Source organism: Alkaliphilus peptidifermentans DSM 18978, from assembly GCF_900101495.1.
Taxonomy (GTDB): Bacteria; Bacillota; Clostridia; order Peptostreptococcales; family Natronincolaceae; genus Alkaliphilus_C; species Alkaliphilus_C peptidifermentans.
This window is the reverse complement of record NZ_FMUS01000001.1, coordinates 113,456-125,155: the sequence shown is the minus strand read 5'-3', so window position 1 is coordinate 125,155 and position 11,700 is coordinate 113,456. Positions and strand designations below refer to the sequence as shown.

Here is an 11,700-nt window from a genome sequence, read left to right as displayed (position 1 = left end):
GAAAAGATGAAAATACTAATAACAGGTGCAGCTGGTTTTATCGGCTTTCACCTTTCAAAAAAATTACTAGATCAATCCTATCAAATAATTGGAATTGATAACTTGAACGACTATTATGATCCAAGCCTAAAACAGTCAAGGCTTGAGATCCTAGGCAAATACAATAACTTTAACTTTCATAAAGTAGATCTAAAAGATAAGGCTGCAGTAGATCATATCTTTGAAACCCACCAGCCAACACACGTCATAAATCTAGCGGCTCAAGCAGGAGTGCGGTACTCCATTGAGAATCCCTATGCTTATGTGGATTCTAACCTGACTGGTTTTATGAACATCTTAGAGGCTTGTAGAAATTACCCGGTAGAGCATCTGCTTTATGCATCTTCTAGCTCTGTCTACGGTGGCAATAAGGTAGCACCATTCTCTACAAATCATAATGTGGATCACCCGGTTTCACTTTATGCTGCTACCAAGAAGTCAAATGAATTGATGGCTCATACTTATAGTCATCTTTATGGTGTTCCAACAACTGGGCTTAGATTCTTCACAGTTTATGGACCCTATGGAAGACCAGACATGGCTTACTTCTCATTTACTAAAGACATCTTAGCTGGAAAGCCAATCAAAGTCTTTAACCACGGAAAGATGGAAAGAGACTTCACTTATATTGATGACATTGTAGAAGGTATTGTGAAGCTGATTGATAAAGCTCCTATTGCCAATAAAGAGTGGGACGAAAGCAAGGACGATTTAAGCACAAGCTTTGCACCTTATAAAATATACAACATAGGAAACAACAACCCAGTACAACTTATGAGATTTATTAATGCATTAGAATCAGCTCTTGGAAAAGAAGCTGAGAAAGTATATATGGATATGCAGCCAGGAGATGTTCTTAGAACTTATGCTGACGTGAGTGATTTAGAAAGAGATATCAACTTCAAACCATCTACGAGCATTGAAGAAGGACTTCGGAAATTCGTTGAATGGTATGAAGAGTATTATAAAGTAGAGAAGCAGGCTAAATGATAATGAAAGCCATAGTCAAATAACATAATGAGGTCTTATGATTAGATGATCTTACAAAAACAAGGGGGTAATCAGAAAATGAAAATCACAGTTGCCGGAACAGGTTATGTTGGACTATCAAACGCTGTTCTATTGGCACAACACAATGAAGTCACTGCCTTAGATATTATCCAGGACAAGGTAGACCTGATTAATAATCGCAAGTCACCGATTATTGATGCAGAAATTGAAGACTATCTTAAAAATAAAGAATTAAACCTTAAAGCGACGACGGATAATTTTGTAGCATTTAAGGATGCAGACTACGTTATTATCTCAACTCCAACAAACTATGATCCAGAGAAGAACTATTTTAATACAAGGACCGTAGAAGCGGTTATTGCAAATGTACTTGCGATTAATCCTGATGCTGTAATGATTATAAAATCGACGGTGCCTGTTGGATACACCGAAGAAATAAAAAAGAAATTTGATACAGAGAACATTATCTTCTCACCGGAATTCCTAAGAGAAGGAAAAGCTTTATATGACAATCTTTATCCATCTAGAATTGTTATAGGAGAGCAGTCTGAAAGGGCAAAGGTATTTGCTGAACTTCTAGCACAAGGTGCCATCAAAGAGAATATTGATATTCTTTACACTGATGCTACTGAAGCGGAAGCTATTAAACTTTTTGCTAATACTTATCTTGCAATGAGAGTTACGTTTTTTAATGAGTTAGATTCTTACGCAGAGGTGAGAGGATTAAATTCACAACAAATCATAGAGGGTGTGGGTCTGGATCCACGTATTGGCACTCACTATAATAACCCTTCATTTGGTTACGGTGGATACTGTTTACCGAAGGATACAAAGCAGTTATTAGCTAATTATGAAAATGTCCCTCAAAATATTATGGGGGCAATTGTAGATGCTAACAGGACAAGAAAAGACCATATAGCTGACATGATTATTAAGAGGCAACCTAAGATTGTAGGAATCTATAGACTGACCATGAAGATGGACTCTGATAACTTTAGACAATCTGCTATTCAGGGTGTCATGAAACGAATTAAAGCTAAAGGGATTGAAGTAGTGGTATTTGAGCCAGCCCTTCATGAAGATGAGTTCTACCACTCAAGAGTAATCAAAGACTTTGATGAATTCAAGAAAATTTCAGATGTTATCGTAGCAAACAGATTATCTGATGAAATTAAAGATGTAGTGGACAAAGTTTATACGAGAGATTTATTTAGTAGAGATTAAGTAGAAATAAGCCCTAACACTGTTTAGGGCTATTTTTACAATGGGGGGATAGTGATGGATCAAAACATAAATAGGTTTAAAAAGGGAGCAAAATACATCAACATAGCATCTGCAGTAACAAGAGATCATTTAACTTCTATAGATCATCTAAGTGATGGCTATTTAAACTTGAAATGTGTGAAGTTTATACCTGCCAGTGGTGCAGCCACTAGAATGTTTGAAGATCTTTATAAATACTTAGATGATAAAATAGATACTGAATCCATCAATACATTTTTTGATGAGTTAGAATACATCACTTTTTATGAAGAAATCAAAGGCTTTATTGAAAAAGAAAACATCGTGCGAATGTCAATGAATTTCTTTACCACGCGATACTGAATTTGTTTACCAGTAACGCTACTCAAAAAGTTTACCATTATTGAATTTTGATACTGAAAAAGTTTACCACTAAGTGGTTTAATAATGGGGAATACCTTAATAGGCATTACCCCAAGAATAGAATTGTGTATATCCCTAACGGGAAGGTTTTTTTATTGATGCTCTTCTGAATGTTCACTCCGATAGGAGGTGCCATTCATATTTAGTACATGGGAACGGAATGTAAGCCTGTCAACCAAAGCAGCTACCATCGTTTCATTCTCGAAGAGAGTTGTCCACTCAGAAAATTTTAGGTTAGTAGATACTATAACGCTCCTTTTTTCAGCGCGATCAGCCACCACTTTAAATAATAGCTCTGACTGGTGTCTATTAAATGTTAAATAGGACATTTCATCTATGATTAATAAGTCAGCCTTATCAAGCTGTTTTTCGAGCTTTAAAAGTCGCTTGTATTCCATGGCTTCAATTAATTCATTAGATAGGTTGGCTGCTGTATAGAACTTTACATTCATACCCTGCATGCAAGCTTTAATACCTAATGCAATAGAGCAATGGGTTTTGCCCCTACCTGTATTTCCAATCATAACGACATTTTGTCTCTTGCTTACAAAGTCACAGGTGGACAGCTCATGAAAATAGGCTTCTGATACATGCTCATATCGGCTTAAATCAAGTTCATCAAAGGTTTTTATGTATGGGAATTTAGCAGCATTAATCTTGCGTTTTTGGCTACTTTCCATCCTAGATAGCGATTCTAGTTTTAATAGCTCAATTAAGAAGTGCTCATAGCTTTTGTTTTTATCTAATTGTCTGATCACATCTTCAAATCTGTTAAAGGAGGGCAGTCTTAACTGTTTTGCATATAGAGCAATTGTTTCTGCATTTAAATTTATTGAATTCATTGCTGCACCACCATTCCGTATTTTTTATCATACTGTGAAAGGTCCACTGACTCTACAGGAACTTCTTTCTTTAGATATATTATTGGTGTTTCAGTAGGTTTATTTAAATGGGCTCTAATCATATCTACAGTTGGTATTATGTGACCAGGTATTTGATTCTTAATACTAAGAATATATTCTTCGCCATAGTCCACACAGAGACGCAATAGTTTTACCATTTCTCTATTACCACCGGGAAGCTGTCTCCCCCAAGTAAGAAGTTCAGCAGTAATATTCTGCTTTACCGGCTTGGCATTGAATACAGATCGAGGCTTTCTCTCAAGTAGGTCAATGTAGTGAGCTAGGCAATAATTGGTTTTCCCTGAATGATAACATCTAACATGTGAGGCGATTTCTTCACTTTGATAAAAAATGCGGATGTAATTGCCGTAACCCTTGACAGTTACATCTTTTCGGAGGTATTTAGTGGGTACAGAATAATAGTTCTTTTCAAATCGTACTGTTGAATAGTAGTGTCAATCAAAAAGTTTACCACTGTGATAATCAAAAAATTGACCACCTCAAGGCAGTTTTTTAGTTTTCTGATTTGACTAGTTTAATTTTCTGATTGCTTTCTTTGAATCTGTAAGACTCACCAACAAAGGGAATTACATAGGAATGATGAGTGAGTCTATCTAGTAGAGCTATGGTTAAAGCATTATCACCAAACACCTCCCCCCAACGTCCAAATTCTAGATTAGTTGTAATGATTAGACTACCACGTTCATATCTTTCTGAGCAGAATTGAAATAGTAATGGGCTTCCTGCTCCAAGGTTTATGTAGCCTAATTCATCTAAAATAACTAAATCGAATTTGCTCCACGATTTAAGGTAACGGGGTAGGCGATACTCACTTTCAGCTCTTAGTAGTTCTTGAATAAGGTCATTTACCTTGATGAATCGTACTTTGAAGCCCTGTTGTATTGCTGCTACACCTATAGCTATAGCAATATGGGTTTTACCTGTACCTGACTGACCTACACATATTACATTTTCTCTCTTTTTGATAAATTGGCACTCTGTTAGTGAAATGATTGTAGTTTTAGGTAATTTAGGTATGCTGGTAAAATCAAATTTATCTATGGTTTTAGCTTCTATGAACTTTGCTTGTCTTAGTCTCTGGGTCAGCCTTCTTTGGGATCTTGATTCAACTTCTATGGCTAAACAAGCTGATAAAAATGCTGTTGGTGTTTGATTTTGAGCCATAGCATCCCGGGCTAAATCTCGGTAGGCTCCTTTAAGTCCTGGTAGTTTAAGCTGCTTGCAATATATATCTATCATTGCTTCTTTAGGATCTAGTATCTCACTCATGCTGTAACACCTCCTAAGAAACAATCAAATTTGGTAGGGCTATCTACTGGAACTTCAAGATTTGGATTGCTTAATAATTCAATTGGCTCTACTGATGATTTCTTAATGTGTTTAGCTGCTAGTAGATATTTAATTGTAGCTAAATTGGGACTGGAAATTTTAAAGCTTTCTTCAATGGCTATTAGAACTTCTTCAAAATCATACTCTTGGTTCAATAGCAGTATTTTAGCAAATTCTCTATATCCTTCAGTATTTCTACTACATAAAAGTTCCCTAAGACTTTGATATACTTGTGGGAGTTTACGTACTACTAGAGCATTTTTAACAGCTCTAGGCTTGATTTCAAGTATAGGCAGATAATGCTCAAGCTTCATTACTTTTTCACCTTGACTATAGCACCTATCATGTACAGATATTAGCTTAGAGGAGCCATAAATTTCTATTCTATCTACAAAGGCTTCTACCCTTAAAGGCTTAAATCCATAATTGTAGGGTACTGAATAATGATTTCTATCAAACTCAATTAATAGAAATTTATTGCTAGTAACCATTTTTGTTTTAGAACATCTGAAGTGAGTGGACGGTAGTGGTCATTGCTTTTCACACCAGCTAATGAGCTTTTGATTTAATTCTTCTATGGAACTAACATGGGGCACTGGCACCATAACATTTAGTCTTACAAACTTAACTAAATTTTCTACTGTGCCTTTTTCGTTGCCTCTAGCGGGATTGCAAAACTCACTGTCAAAGAGATAATGAGCTCTCAAACTAGAAAATACAACATGTTCTTCACGATTAGGTCCTTTAAGTATTTTAGTTACTGCTGTTTTAGGATTATCATAAACTAAGTTTCTAGGTACACCATCTAACCACTCAAAAGCCCTTTTATGACCTTCTAGAAAGGCTTCAAGCTTCTCGGTTGGTGATGCCCAAACAAAAGGTGTTAGGCTGGCTTTAAGTCTCATACAGAATAATGATACTTCACGTTCTTTGTCATTAATATATATTTTTGCTCTACCCCAATCAACCTGAGCTTGTTCGCCCCAGTCAGCTGATAGTGGGATATGAATTTCTTTCTGTTGATCTTTATGTAATCTAATGAAGCGACGTACTGTAGATTCGCTACCTGTGAAATCATGCTCTTCACAGAGTCTATGGTAAATACGTCTAGCAGTATGACGTTGTTTCTTAGGAGCAGTTTCATCTTGCTTTAACCACTCAATAATTACATCTTTAAATGAGTCTAATACTGGACTAGGTTTTGGTTTGGTTAAATTATATTTTGGTATTTCGGAGCTATCTAATGCTTTACGGACGGTTTGTCTAGCTACTCCTAAGTTCTTACTAATCTTTCTTATTGACCAGTCTTCCACAAAGTGCTTTTTTCTGATATACTCAATATCGACCATTCCGATCATGTCCTTTCCCCCTATACGATAAAGTCTCGTCAACTTTTATCATACAGGATTGGGCTCTCGGGGTGGTCAACTTTTTTGTTATCATTTGTGCATAAAATGGTCAACTTTTATGTTATCACTACTAGTTGAATAATCATCAACGGTAGCAATGCTTGTTTTGCTGGTGTCGAATCGAAATAAAGGTACTTGATTTAACATACAGAATTCTTCTTGATACATGGCTTTAACAGAATGAACTCTATCCTTTATCTGATGTCTTTCGCGATAATTAAGGCATTTCTCCCATAGTTTCTGGTTTAAATCATCAATGCTAGATACCTTGGGTACAGGAACAAAAAAGTTACGCCTTGAATAACCAACGAGATTTTCTACCAGCCCTTTTTCATTACCCTTTGCAGGATTACAGAAATCCAGATCAAAGGCATAGTGGGCACTAAAAGAAAGGTATCTGTTTTGTGGCTTTGCGTAAAGACCAAAGCCTTCCTTTACAGCTATTTTAGCATTATCAAAGATTAGTCTCTTGGGTATTCCTCCAAAGAAATCAAACATGAGCTGCTGGGCTTCTAGAAATGATTCCTCATTGGCAGACCTAAAAACCTGTACAAATATGTCACAGCTATAGCATAGCCTTCCACAGAAAGTGTAGAGTTTGGTTTTCTCACCATCGAGGTAAACAGTAACTTCGCCCCAATCTATCTGTACTGCTTCACCAGGCTCATAGGATAGGGGAACATTACTTTGTGGGGGAACCGATTGCTCCGCACGTAAAGACTTAACTACCTTACGTATGGTGGATTCAGCACCAGTAAAGCTTTTTTCATCAACAAGACGGTCATAAATACGTTTAGCCGTATGTTTTTGTTTTTTAATGTTTTCATCCTTGTCTTCCTTAAAGCAATCAAGGATAAATAACCTTATATCCTCGGTAATCGTATCAGGTTCTCTAACATAAGGTTTTCTTACATCTGGGTGAGCAGAACCTTCACAGTATTTCTTTACTGTGGGTCTTGAGATGCCTAATCTCCGAGCAATAGATCGTTGAGATTCGCCTTCAAGATAGCTCTTGCGAATATCTTTGTACATGTCCATTTCTACCTTCACACCTTTCATCCCCCTGTCAAAATATATGAATATATTTTACAGGATTTTAATGTTGGGTGGTAAACAAATTCAGTAGCGAAATGGATTCAAGTGGTATACTAATACAATATCATTTACACATCGATAAAAACACGACTTCTGGCAGATTAAAAATAATCGATTACATACTAAATACTATGAATTATGGAAATTTGCCAAAGGATGTAATTAAAATGAACTCATATAAGGGCTATTCGACAACACCCATAGAAGAGCATATCTTTGAAGGGGAAAGGTATACGAAACACAATGGGACGGTTCTTTTGTGTTGACATCGCCTTTAGTTTATGTTAATTTTAACTAGAGGTGATTTTTTATGCCAAGAAGAGGTAGACAAAAACACAGTACAGGAATATACCATGTAATGTTAAGAGGAATAAACGAACAAATAAATCTTTGAAGATTATAAAGAATATAGAAAATTTCTTGATATAATTTAAGAATATAAAGAAAAGAGCGGATATAAAGTTTATTCCTACTGTCTTGTGGTAATCGTATACATTACTGATAAAAAAAAGGGAAATAAGGTTTGGGAATTATTTAAATGAAATTCAGAATTTTGAAAGTGAAAATAGCAACAAGTTAAATCATGTAGTTTAAAAATAAAGGATTATCAATAAGACACATTGAAAGACTAACAGGAATTAGTTTTAGTATAATATGAAGAATATGAAGAAGAATTTGTTGATTAACAACCTAAATACTTCAGGAAAAGGAGATCCATAACAAATGAGAGTAAAAAAAGCAGTAATACCAGCAGCTGGTTTAGGCACCCGTTTTTTACCAGCTACAAAGGCAATGCCAAAAGAAATGTTACCAATCGTGGATAAACCAACAATTCAATATATAATTGAAGAAGCTATTGCATCTGGGATAGAAGAAATTCTAATCATCACAGGCAAAAGCAAACGTGCTATTGAAGATCATTTTGACCGCTCCTGTGAGCTGGAACAAGAGCTTGAAAAGAAGAATAACATAGAATTACTTGAGGTAGTAAAGAATGTATCGGAAATGGTGGACATCCATTATATCCGGCAAAAGGACCCAAGAGGGTTAGGCCATGCCATCTACTGCGCAAAGACCTTTGTAGGGAATGAACCCTTTGCTGTATTACTTGGTGATGATGTAGTCCATAATGAAGAAAAGCCATGCCTAAAGCAAATGATAGAAGCCTATGATAAATATAAAACATCTATTTTAGGTGTTCAGGAGGTGGCTCTACAAGATGTGTGTAAGTATGGTATAGTAGATGGTAAGAAAGTGGAAGATCGTGTATATACTGTTAAAGACTTAATTGAAAAGCCAGCCGTAGAAGAAGCTCCATCAAACATGGCTATATTGGGAAGATATATCATCAATCCTGGTATATTTGATATTTTAGCAGAAACGAAACCAGGTAAAGGTGGGGAGATTCAACTCACAGATGCATTAAAAGAACTGACTCTAAAAGAAGATATGTACGCATATAGCTTTGAAGGGAAACGTTATGATGTTGGAAATAAACAAGGGTTTTTAGAGGCTACTGTTGAAACGGCACTGAGAAGAGAAGATCTAAGAGATGAGTTCCTTGACTATCTTGTTAGAGTGGTTGAGAAGGAAACCGGAGTATTAAAAGAGGTTGCTGCTACAAAGCTTGATTAAATAACACGTAGCACATAACACGAGGGGAAGGTTCTTTTATGTTGGCATCACCTTTAGTTTATGTTAATTTTAACTGGAGGTGATTTTTTATGCCAAGAAGAGGACATTTATTTTAATAGATATAAAAGCGAAGTGGTAGAGGATGACAGTTACTTCTTAACAGTATTAAGGTATATACATCAAAATCTCCTTAAAGCAGGAATTTTTGGATTACTGAAAAAAATGTAGAGTAAGATGCAAAAGGGGTTTAAAGAAGTTAGAGGAGAGCTAAAAACAGTATATAGTAAACTTGAGAAAAAATGGGTAATCCATATTACAGTCTTCTAGTATTATTATGTTCTAAAGCCTTTAAGTAGTTTTTTACGATTTCTTCCAAACAATGAAGCTCTATACCATTTAACTGAGAAAGAGATTCATTAATATTATTAATATCTACTTGATTAACAGAACCCAGTAATAGATAATCTGTACTTACTTCTAAAGCCCTTGCAACCTTTATAATACTATCGGCACGAATATTTTTTCTTCCGGTTTCTACAGTTGAAAAAAACTGATGACTTAAGCCAGCCTTCTCAGCAGCTTGCTCCTGTGTATAGCCAAGCTGTTTTCTTCTAAGCAGTATACGATGTCCAATGGTTTGAGCTAAAGTATCTTTACTCAAAATAAACACTCCTTCAATAAATTAATCCTATAATAGAATTTTATCTATTTTAGGATTAATTTATAACTGCCATTAGTTGCATTTTTGCAATCAAAGACATATAATGGTATTCTAGGAGTGAAATTATATGAAAAATTTATTAAAAATTGAAAGCAAGGAAGATATAGTAAGTAGAGTAAATGTATTAAGAGTAAAGCTAAATGAAGCATATGAAAAACAAGGAAATACAAAGGAAGTAATAAAGATAAGCCAAGAATTGGACAGATATATTTATATTGCACAACAGTTGAAACTGATGGAGAAGATCAAAAAAGAGAATAAAAGCTAGGTTATTGAAGAAAATGTTTGGACACAAGGGGACGGTTCTTTTGTGTTGACATCATCTTTAGTATATGTTAATTTTAACTAGAGGTGATTTTTTATGCCAAGAAGAGCAAGAGATAAAAGCAGTACAGGAATATACCATGTAATGTTAAGAGGAATAAACGGACAAAAAATCTTTTTGCTGTCATGACTTTGACAAATGGAGTATTTAGAGTCCTGTCATAGCATTATTATACAGTAAATCCTAAAGGACTATTATTATTGTAACCAGACTTATACTAATGATATAATGTAGCTATAAAGAGAATGGGAAACAGGGGTAAGTGTAATGGATGATAATATTTTTGGATTACTGGAAAAAATGTATTTTGAGATGCAAAAGGGGTTTAAAGAAGTAAGAGGCGATATTAGGGAAATAAGAGGCGATATTACAGAAATAAGAGGCGATATTACAGAAATAAGAGGCGAGATTAAAGAAGTGAAAAGCGAGCTTAAACAAGATATAGTAAGACTTGAGAATAAAATGGATAATCATTTTAAAGCCCTATATGATGGCTACAAGCAGAATACAGAAAAGCTTTGTCAGGTAGAATCTATAATTACTGATTTGAATAATAAGGTAGAACTGCATGAAGTCGAAATAAAAGTGATTAAAGGTGGAAAATAGTAAAGACAATGATGACCTTCAATAAGAAAAAACCCTTTGAAGAATTCGATTCATCAAAGGGATCTTTGTTGATGAGGGTTTTTGTTGTTGTTAGAAATTGAATAAAAATGATATACTATATGCAAAGAATATGTGTTATAGAAAAGCAATAAGAAGAATAGAGAAAGGTAGGCGATGGAGCTATGGCAGAGAGATATGGACTCAGCAAAAAAACTTTTTACCATATAATTAACATATTAAAGAAATATTCAGTATGTGTTGAAAAAGCCATTTTATTCGGCTCCAGGGCCAGAGGAGATTATAAGAAAAGCTCTGATATAGATATTGCAATAAAGTTTAGGAAAGATGATTTAAGGCTGTACCAAATTAAAGATGAGCTTTTACAGCAAAATATAGTATATACCTTAGATATTATTGATTATGATAAAGTTAGTAACAACAAGCTTAAAAGTGATATTATAAAAGAAGGTAAGGTTATATTTTCTTCAGATGCTGAGGGAGGGATTGTTGTGAATATTAATAAAATTAAAGACAAAATAGATGACTTGGAGAGAGCCATCAAAAAGCTACATGATAGTTTAAGTAGAGATCACACCCAGGATGATATTGTTATAGATGCCACCATTCAGAGATTTGAATTTACATATGAATTATCTTGGAAGTTAATGAAGGCTTATTTGGAGTATAATGGGAACCTGGAAGGAACCAGTCCAAGAAAAGCAATTCAAGAATCCTTTAAGGAAGGTATAATAGAAGATGGTGAAGGATGGCTACAGATGCTTCAAGATAGAAATCAAACCTCCCATACCTATGATGAAGAGACAGCGTTAGAGATTTATGAACACATAAAGCAGAAGTATATATTGTATTTTAATGAATTTCTTAATAATATTAAAAATCAAGTGTAGAACACAAACACAAAGGGACGGTTCTTTTGTGTTG

14 protein-coding genes and 2 pseudogenes are annotated in these 11,700 nt (G+C 34.9%); 8 read left to right on the top strand and 8 right to left on the bottom strand.

Features of this window, described 5'->3' with window-relative positions:
* The first annotated feature begins 6 nt into the window (after nucleotides 1-6).
* From BLP68_RS00600 to BLP68_RS00590, 3 genes are all read left to right on the top strand, one after another.
* Complete coding sequence (locus BLP68_RS00600) at nucleotides 7-1,029, top strand: NAD-dependent epimerase (RefSeq protein ID WP_091538747.1); 1,023 nt, start codon at nucleotides 7-9, stop codon at nucleotides 1,027-1,029.
* A gap of 78 nt (nucleotides 1,030-1,107) precedes the next feature.
* The gene (locus BLP68_RS00595) at nucleotides 1,108-2,274 is read left to right on the top strand and encodes a nucleotide sugar dehydrogenase (RefSeq protein WP_091538744.1); all 1,167 of its coding nucleotides are present in this window, start codon (nucleotides 1,108-1,110) and stop codon (nucleotides 2,272-2,274) included.
* Nucleotides 2,275-2,328: 54 nt separating this feature from the next.
* A complete protein-coding gene (locus BLP68_RS00590; RefSeq protein WP_091538743.1) occupies nucleotides 2,329-2,655 on the top strand; it encodes a DUF4301 family protein in 327 nt (108 codons plus the stop codon).
* A gap of 152 nt (nucleotides 2,656-2,807) precedes the next feature.
* Here BLP68_RS00590 and istB (BLP68_RS00585) read toward each other — a convergent pair whose 3' ends face one another.
* From istB (BLP68_RS00585) to istA (BLP68_RS00565), 7 genes and pseudogenes are all read right to left on the bottom strand, one after another.
* The gene (gene istB / locus BLP68_RS00585) at nucleotides 2,808-3,557 is read right to left on the bottom strand and encodes an IS21-like element helper ATPase IstB (protein WP_091538741.1); all 750 of its coding nucleotides are present in this window, start codon (nucleotides 3,555-3,557) and stop codon (nucleotides 2,808-2,810) included.
* Complete coding sequence (locus BLP68_RS00580; RefSeq protein WP_091538738.1) at nucleotides 3,554-3,775, bottom strand: hypothetical protein; 222 nt, start codon at nucleotides 3,773-3,775, stop codon at nucleotides 3,554-3,556. The genes istB (BLP68_RS00585) and BLP68_RS00580 overlap by 4 nt, the downstream gene beginning before the upstream one ends.
* A gap of 147 nt (nucleotides 3,776-3,922) precedes the next feature.
* Nucleotides 3,923-4,051, bottom strand: a pseudogene (locus tag BLP68_RS22415) (Mu transposase domain-containing protein); the annotation flags it as partial.
* Between the two features lie 79 nt (nucleotides 4,052-4,130).
* Nucleotides 4,131-4,907, bottom strand: a complete 777-nt coding sequence (istB, locus tag BLP68_RS00575; protein WP_091538735.1) for an IS21-like element helper ATPase IstB — start codon at nucleotides 4,905-4,907, stop codon at nucleotides 4,131-4,133.
* Nucleotides 4,904-5,482: pseudogene (locus BLP68_RS22050) on the bottom strand (Mu transposase domain-containing protein); the annotation flags it as partial. The gene istB (BLP68_RS00575) and the pseudogene BLP68_RS22050, both read right to left, overlap by 4 nt.
* Before the next feature lie 15 nt (nucleotides 5,483-5,497).
* The gene (gene istA / locus BLP68_RS00570; protein ID WP_242876868.1) at nucleotides 5,498-6,325 is read right to left on the bottom strand and encodes an IS21 family transposase; all 828 of its coding nucleotides are present in this window, start codon (nucleotides 6,323-6,325) and stop codon (nucleotides 5,498-5,500) included.
* Nucleotides 6,326-6,406: 81 nt separating this feature from the next.
* Nucleotides 6,407-7,426 (bottom strand): IS21 family transposase, encoded by a 1,020-nt coding sequence (istA, locus tag BLP68_RS00565; RefSeq protein WP_176758797.1) that lies wholly within the window; start codon nucleotides 7,424-7,426, stop codon nucleotides 6,407-6,409.
* Between the two features lie 56 nt (nucleotides 7,427-7,482).
* On the opposite strand from istA (BLP68_RS00565), the gene BLP68_RS21345 reads away from it, so the two are divergent.
* Together BLP68_RS21345 and galU are read left to right on the top strand one after the other, a co-directional pair.
* Nucleotides 7,483-7,737 (top strand): DUF4301 family protein, encoded by a 255-nt coding sequence (locus BLP68_RS21345; RefSeq protein ID WP_176758796.1) that lies wholly within the window; start codon nucleotides 7,483-7,485, stop codon nucleotides 7,735-7,737.
* A gap of 457 nt (nucleotides 7,738-8,194) precedes the next feature.
* The gene (gene galU, locus BLP68_RS00560) at nucleotides 8,195-9,106 is read left to right on the top strand and encodes a UTP--glucose-1-phosphate uridylyltransferase GalU (RefSeq protein WP_091538731.1); all 912 of its coding nucleotides are present in this window, start codon (nucleotides 8,195-8,197) and stop codon (nucleotides 9,104-9,106) included.
* 313 nt (nucleotides 9,107-9,419) lie between these two features.
* Here galU and BLP68_RS00550 read toward each other — a convergent pair whose 3' ends face one another.
* Nucleotides 9,420-9,767, bottom strand: coding sequence for a helix-turn-helix domain-containing protein (locus BLP68_RS00550; protein WP_242876867.1), 348 nt, complete (start codon nucleotides 9,765-9,767; stop codon nucleotides 9,420-9,422).
* Between the two features lie 127 nt (nucleotides 9,768-9,894).
* Here BLP68_RS00550 and BLP68_RS00545 point away from each other — a divergent pair, with 127 nt between their 5' ends.
* From BLP68_RS00545 to BLP68_RS00535, 3 genes are all read left to right on the top strand, one after another.
* Nucleotides 9,895-10,095: a Spo0E family sporulation regulatory protein-aspartic acid phosphatase gene (locus BLP68_RS00545; RefSeq protein WP_091538727.1), complete on the top strand. Its 201-nt coding sequence runs from the start codon at nucleotides 9,895-9,897 to the stop codon at nucleotides 10,093-10,095.
* 324 nt (nucleotides 10,096-10,419) lie between these two features.
* Nucleotides 10,420-10,758, top strand: coding sequence for a hypothetical protein (locus BLP68_RS00540; RefSeq protein WP_091538724.1), 339 nt, complete (start codon nucleotides 10,420-10,422; stop codon nucleotides 10,756-10,758).
* Nucleotides 10,759-10,940: 182 nt separating this feature from the next.
* A complete protein-coding gene (locus BLP68_RS00535; RefSeq protein WP_091538720.1) occupies nucleotides 10,941-11,666 on the top strand; it encodes an HI0074 family nucleotidyltransferase substrate-binding subunit in 726 nt (241 codons plus the stop codon).
* Nucleotides 11,667-11,700 lie beyond the last annotated feature (34 nt).

Bases quoted from the DNA above. Each gene is read 5' to 3' on its own strand.
- BLP68_RS00600 (WP_091538747.1), top strand. From the start codon at position 7: ATGAAAATACTAATAACAGGTGCAGCTGGTTTTATCGGCTTTCACCTT.
- BLP68_RS00595 (WP_091538744.1), top strand. From the start codon at position 1,108: ATGAAAATCACAGTTGCCGGAACAGGTTATGTTGGACTATCAAACGCT.
- BLP68_RS00590 (WP_091538743.1), top strand. From the start codon at position 2,329: ATGGATCAAAACATAAATAGGTTTAAAAAGGGAGCAAAATACATCAAC.
- istB (WP_091538741.1), bottom strand. From the start codon at position 3,557: ATGAATTCAATAAATTTAAATGCAGAAACAATTGCTCTATATGCAAAA.
- BLP68_RS00580 (WP_091538738.1), bottom strand. From the start codon at position 3,775: ATGGTAAAACTATTGCGTCTCTGTGTGGACTATGGCGAAGAATATATT.
- istB (WP_091538735.1), bottom strand. From the start codon at position 4,907: ATGAGTGAGATACTAGATCCTAAAGAAGCAATGATAGATATATATTGC.
- istA (WP_242876868.1), bottom strand. From the start codon at position 6,325: ATGATCGGAATGGTCGATATTGAGTATATCAGAAAAAAGCACTTTGTG.
- galU (WP_091538731.1), top strand. From the start codon at position 8,195: ATGAGAGTAAAAAAAGCAGTAATACCAGCAGCTGGTTTAGGCACCCGT.
- BLP68_RS00545 (WP_091538727.1), top strand. From the start codon at position 9,895: ATGAAAAATTTATTAAAAATTGAAAGCAAGGAAGATATAGTAAGTAGA.
- BLP68_RS00540 (WP_091538724.1), top strand. From the start codon at position 10,420: ATGGATGATAATATTTTTGGATTACTGGAAAAAATGTATTTTGAGATG.
- BLP68_RS00535 (WP_091538720.1), top strand. From the start codon at position 10,941: ATGGCAGAGAGATATGGACTCAGCAAAAAAACTTTTTACCATATAATT.